At 67.0% G+C, this 4,620-nt stretch carries 8 protein-coding genes; all 8 read right to left on the bottom strand.

Annotated features, from left to right (window positions below):
• On the bottom strand, positions 1–73 hold a 73-nt coding region (locus LXM94_RS24275; RefSeq protein WP_268965236.1), incomplete at its 3' end, for a YbfB/YjiJ family MFS transporter.
• Positions 74–221: 148 nt separating this feature from the next.
• Entirely contained in the window at positions 222–971 is a 750-nt protein-coding gene (map, locus tag LXM94_RS24270; protein ID WP_235774232.1) for a type I methionyl aminopeptidase, read from the bottom strand.
• Between the two features lie 58 nt (positions 972–1,029).
• Entirely contained in the window at positions 1,030–2,091 is a 1,062-nt protein-coding gene (locus tag LXM94_RS24265) for an LLM class flavin-dependent oxidoreductase (RefSeq protein ID WP_235774230.1), read from the bottom strand.
• Between the two features lie 98 nt (positions 2,092–2,189).
• On the bottom strand, positions 2,190–2,501 hold the full coding sequence (locus tag LXM94_RS24260) for a type II toxin-antitoxin system RelE/ParE family toxin (RefSeq protein ID WP_235774228.1): 312 nt from the start codon (positions 2,499–2,501) through the stop codon (positions 2,190–2,192).
• Complete coding sequence (locus LXM94_RS24255; protein ID WP_235774226.1) at positions 2,498–2,773, bottom strand: ribbon-helix-helix domain-containing protein; 276 nt, start codon at positions 2,771–2,773, stop codon at positions 2,498–2,500. The genes LXM94_RS24260 and LXM94_RS24255 overlap by 4 nt, the downstream gene beginning before the upstream one ends.
• A gap of 105 nt (positions 2,774–2,878) precedes the next feature.
• A complete protein-coding gene (locus LXM94_RS24250; protein ID WP_235774225.1) occupies positions 2,879–3,022 on the bottom strand; it encodes a hypothetical protein in 144 nt (47 codons plus the stop codon).
• A gap of 28 nt (positions 3,023–3,050) precedes the next feature.
• On the bottom strand, positions 3,051–4,307 hold the full coding sequence (locus tag LXM94_RS24245) for an RNA polymerase sigma factor (RefSeq protein ID WP_235774223.1): 1,257 nt from the start codon (positions 4,305–4,307) through the stop codon (positions 3,051–3,053).
• Positions 4,304–4,620, bottom strand: a 317-nt coding sequence (locus tag LXM94_RS24240) for a YciI family protein (protein ID WP_235774221.1), incomplete at its 5' end; no start/stop codon positions are given. The genes LXM94_RS24240 and LXM94_RS24245, both read right to left, overlap by 4 nt.

Below are 4,620 nucleotides of genomic sequence, written 5' to 3'. Positions count from 1 at the left end.
GGCGGCCGTCCGCCATCATCGCCGGCAGGACGGGCGTATAGAAGAAGCGACCGAGCCCCATGGCCGCTGCCATGGCGATGGCGCCGGCGAAACCGGTCGAAAGGGCCTGGCCCGACGTCGATGATCGCTGCAGCATGGCCAAGCTATCGCACCGCAGCATCGGTGCGACAATCGAGTTCTGTTGATGGCAGCGTTCGTTTCGCTGATGGATGCCGTTGCCGTCAGCCGGGAAGCGTCAGCACGAGCGGCCCGTTGCGGGTCGCCACCACCGTATGCTCGAACTGCACGGTCGGCGCACGCGGATCACTGTAGAGCGTCCAGTCGTCGTCGCCGTTTTCCGCCCAGTTGGCACCGAGCGACAGGAACGGTTCGACGGTGAAGACGAGACCGTCCGTCATCACGCGCTTCTCGCGCGGATCCGGCCAGGTGGCGATCTCCGCCGGCTCCTCGTGCAGCGAGCGGCCGACGCCGTGGCTCGCGAGATTGGCGACGAGCGTGTAGCGGTTCTTCTTCGCGAACGTGCCGATTGCGTTCCCGATGGCGGAGATCGGTTTGCCCGTCTTGACCTCCTTGAGGCCGATCCACAGCGCCCGCTTGCCGTCGCGGCAGAGGCGTTCGATCTGCGGCGTCACGGCGCTGACGGTGAAGGAGGCGCCGGTATCGGCAAAATAGCCGTCGAGTTCCGCGGAAACGTCGATATTGACCAGATCGCCCGCCGCGATGACCCGATCGCCCGGAATGCCGTGTGCGACCTCCTCGTTGACGGAGATGCAGGTGGCGCCCGGAAAGTCGTAGCAATGTTCGGGGGCCGATCGCGCGCCTGCCGTCTCCAGCAGCTTACGGCCGATCAGGTCGAGCTCGGCCGTCGTCATGCCGGGCCGGATCGCCGATCCCATCTGTTGGAGCACGTTGCCGCAGATGCGGCCGATCGCCTGCATGCCGCGCAGGTCTTCGTCATTGGTGAGGGTCATTTCGTCTCGCTTTCGACGCCGCTTCTAGCACGACCGCCGGAGGCGCGCCAACAGCGGCTCAGGACACGACGGCTTGCGCCGCTGCGGCGTCCTCGGCGAGCATCTCCCTCACGAGCGGCGCCACCTTCGTGCCGTAGAGCTCGATACCTCTCAGGATCGCCTCGTGCGGCATCAGGCCGATCGCCATCTGCAGGAGGAAGCGGTCGTTGCGGAAGATCCGGTGATGCGCGACGATCTTCCGCGCTACCGTTTCCGGGTCGCCGAGGAAGAGATGGCCGGTCGGGCCGATGGACTGGTCGAACTGCGCCCGGCTCGTCGGTCCCCAGCCGCGCTCGCGCCCGATGCGGTTCATCACCTCGGCCTGTGGACCGTAGAACGCGTCGGCCGCAGCCGCGGTCGTGTCGGCGATGAAGCCGTGCACGTTGATGCTGGTCCTGAGCGTCGCCTCGTCCCGCCCCGCCCGGCGCGCCGCCTCGCGGTAGAGATCGAAGAGCGGCGCGTAGCGCGACGGCGCACCGCCGATGATGGCGAGCGCCAGCGGCAGGCCATAGGCGCCGGCCCGCGCCACCGACTGCGGCGTGCCGCCGACGGCGATCCAGATCGGCAGCCGGCCATGGACCGGACGCGGATAGACGCCGAGACCGGGCAGCGGCGCCCGCATCGTGCCGCTCCACGACACCTTCTCGCTGTCGTTCAGCGCCAGCAGCAGCTCGAGCTTCTCCGAGAAGAGCTGGTCGTAGTCGTCGAGCGCATAGCCGAAGAGCGGGAAGGATTCGATGAAGGAGCCGCGGCCCGCCATGATTTCAGCGCGTCCGCCGGAAATCAGATCGACCGTCGAGAACTGCTGGAAGACCCGCACCGGATCGTCCGAGGAGAGAACCGTCACCGCGCTGGAAAGCCTGATCCGCTTCGTCAACGCCGCCGCCGCCGAGAGCACGACCGCCGGTGCCGATGCCGCATAGTCCGGCCGGTGATGCTCGCCGAGCCCGAAGACGTCGAGGCCGACCTCGTCGGCAAGCACGATCTCCTCCAGCAGGTTCTTCAGCCGCCGCTCCGCCTCGCGCCCCTTGGCGGCGGCATTGGGATCGACGTCGGCGAAGGTGTAGAGGCCAAGTTCCATGGGTGGCTCCTGTGAGAAGGTCATGCGTTTGCGGCTGAAATAGGATGCGCGGGCATCGCAGGAAAGGGCGGAACGGGAAACGCTGCGTTCAGGTTCTCTCAGGCCTCATCATCGTCGAACGAAACCTGCCGCCCGCCATAAAGCACGCGGTCGAAGGTCACGACGTCATCGTCGATATGAAATGCCAGCGTCACCCGCCGCTCGAAGCCGACGATGCGCAGGCCCGGCAGAAGATCGTCCCGGCTCACGCCACGTTGCGGAAACCGGTCGAAGCCGAGGCAATAGGCCTCGATGCGCTCGATATACGCAATCGCCCGCGCCCTGCCGGATTTTTCGGCGATGTAGTCGTAGAGGGCCAGCAGGTCGTCGCGTGCTTCCGGCGAGAAGCGAATGCGATAGGCACCCGTCACCGCCCGTCGCTTTTCTCGTGATGCCGCCGGATGTCATCGAAGACATCGGACGCCGAAAGCCCGCGCGACGGGTCCGCCCGCATCGCAAGAGCGACGGGCAGGACCTCCTCCGTCAACCACCTATCAACGACCGCATTGCGCTCCTGAAGTGCCCGCAGGCCGGCGCGCACGACCTCGCTGCCGGAGGCATAGGTGCCCGTCGCGACCAGATCATCGATGAAGTCGGACTGTTCACGCGGCAGACTGAATGTTCGCTTTTGCGCCGTTGCCATGGTTCTCGCTTTCCGTGCCGGTATGATAAAGTCATACCACGCTGCGAACGCGCAGCCAAGGCGGCGGGTCGGAAGATGTCGGCGGGGCGGAGGGCCGGCCCGCCTTCAGCAGCACGCCGGTGCTGTCCATCTCGAAATTGTCGGGCCCTTCATCACGGTGCGGAACTTGCCGCCGTCGCGCGGCTCGATCTCGATGATCTGGTCCCTGGTCGTTCTCCTTGCCGGATTGACGCGTTCGGTTCGTTTCAAGGGCGATGATCCGGCGGCCCGCCTGAAGCTACCTGGCGCCCGCCGCCATGTCGCGCGCGAGATTGTCGAGGTGCTGGCGGATATGGCTGGCCTCGGCCGGCGTCGTGGCAAGCGCGATCGCCCGGTCGTAGGCCTCATGCGCCTCGGGGTATCGCCCGAGCTGTTTCAGCAGCCCGCCGCGCAGGCCGTGGAAATAGAAGTAGCCCGACAGCCGCTCGCCGAGCGGCTCCACCAGGTCGAGCGCGACTTGCGCCCCCTCGAGCTTCCACACGGCGACGGCGCGGTTCAGCGTCACCACCGGCGACGGGTGCATGCGTTCCAGCGCCCGGTAGAGCAGGTCGATCTGTGCCCAGTCGGTCTCCTCCGGCCGCGCAGCGCGGGCATGGAGCGCCGCGATGGCCGCCTGGATCTGGAACGGGCCGGGCGCGCGGTGCCGCACCGCCTTGTCGACAAGGGCCAGTGCCTCGTCGATCAGCGTCCGGTTCCAGAGCGCGCGGTCCTGGTCCTCCAGCAGCACGATCTGCCCTTCGGCGTCGAAGCGGGCGGCAAGCCGCGAATGCTGGATGAGGAGCAGCGCCGTCAGTCCCATGATCTCAGGCTCGGAAGGGAAGAGCTTCAGCAGCAGCCGCGCCAGCCGGATCGCCTCGTCGCAGAAGGGCGTGTCGGACTTCTGCTGCGCGCCGGCCGAATAGCCCTCGTTGAAGACGAGATAGATCATCGCAGCGACCATGCCGAGCCGTTCGGCGCGGGCCGTCGCGTCCGGCGTCTCGAAGGGGATGCCGGCGGCCCCCACCTTGCCTTTGGCGCGGGTGATGCGCTGCTCCATTGCTGCTTCCGAGACGAGGAATGCCCGCGCGATCTGCCGGACCGTCAGGCCGGACACGATGCGCAGCGCCAGTGCGATCTGCTGGGTCGCCGGCAGCTCGGGATGGCAACAGACGAAAAGCAGGCGCAGGATGTCGTCACGGTAGTGCGACGTATCCAGCCGGTCGGCGATATCGTCCTCCGCGTCGCCGAGATCCGAGAGCACCTCCTCCGGCGGCAGCGGTTGCTGCTTCGCCCGCTTGCGCACGTGGTCGATGCCGCTGTTGCGCCCGACGAAGATCAGCCAGGCGGCGGGATCGCGCGGCGGCCCCTTGTCGGGCCAGGTCTTCAGCGCGCGAAGGCACGCCTCCTGGAAGGCCTCCTCCGCCATGTCGAGGTCGCGGAAATAGCGCAGCAGCGCTCCCATGGCCTGCGGGCGCGCCGAGGTCAGCGCGAGGTCGATCCAGGCAAGTTCGCTCAAGGTGTTCCTCCACCGGGTTTGAACACACGGAGCGGCCGGATTTCATAGGCGCCGGCTCCCGGATTGGCGACGGCGAGCTCCCGGGCAAAGGTGATCGCCTCATCGAGCGTCTCCGCCTCGATGACGAAAAAACCGAGGAACTGCTCCTTCGTCTCGGCGAAGGGACCGTCGAGCACGAAGCTTTCGTTCGCACTCTTGCGCAGCGTCGTGGCCGCCGTCGTCGGCATCAGCCGGGCGACAGGACCCAGCTTGCCGCGCTCGGCATATTTCTTCTCCACCGCAGCAAGATCGCGCATCACCCGGTCGTTCTCTT

Source organism: Rhizobium alarense (genome assembly GCF_021555155.1).
Taxonomy (GTDB): Bacteria; Pseudomonadota; Alphaproteobacteria; order Rhizobiales; family Rhizobiaceae; genus Rhizobium_D; species Rhizobium_D alarense.
The sequence above is the reverse complement of the archived record's forward strand: the minus strand, read 5'-3'. Positions and strand labels throughout refer to the sequence as shown.

Bases quoted from the DNA above. Each gene is read 5' to 3' on its own strand.
- map (WP_235774232.1), bottom strand. From the start codon at position 971: ATGACCCTCACCAATGACGAAGACCTGCGCGGCATGCAGGCGATCGGC.
- LXM94_RS24265 (WP_235774230.1), bottom strand. From the start codon at position 2,091: ATGGAACTTGGCCTCTACACCTTCGCCGACGTCGATCCCAATGCCGCC.
- LXM94_RS24255 (WP_235774226.1), bottom strand. From the start codon at position 2,773: ATGGCAACGGCGCAAAAGCGAACATTCAGTCTGCCGCGTGAACAGTCC.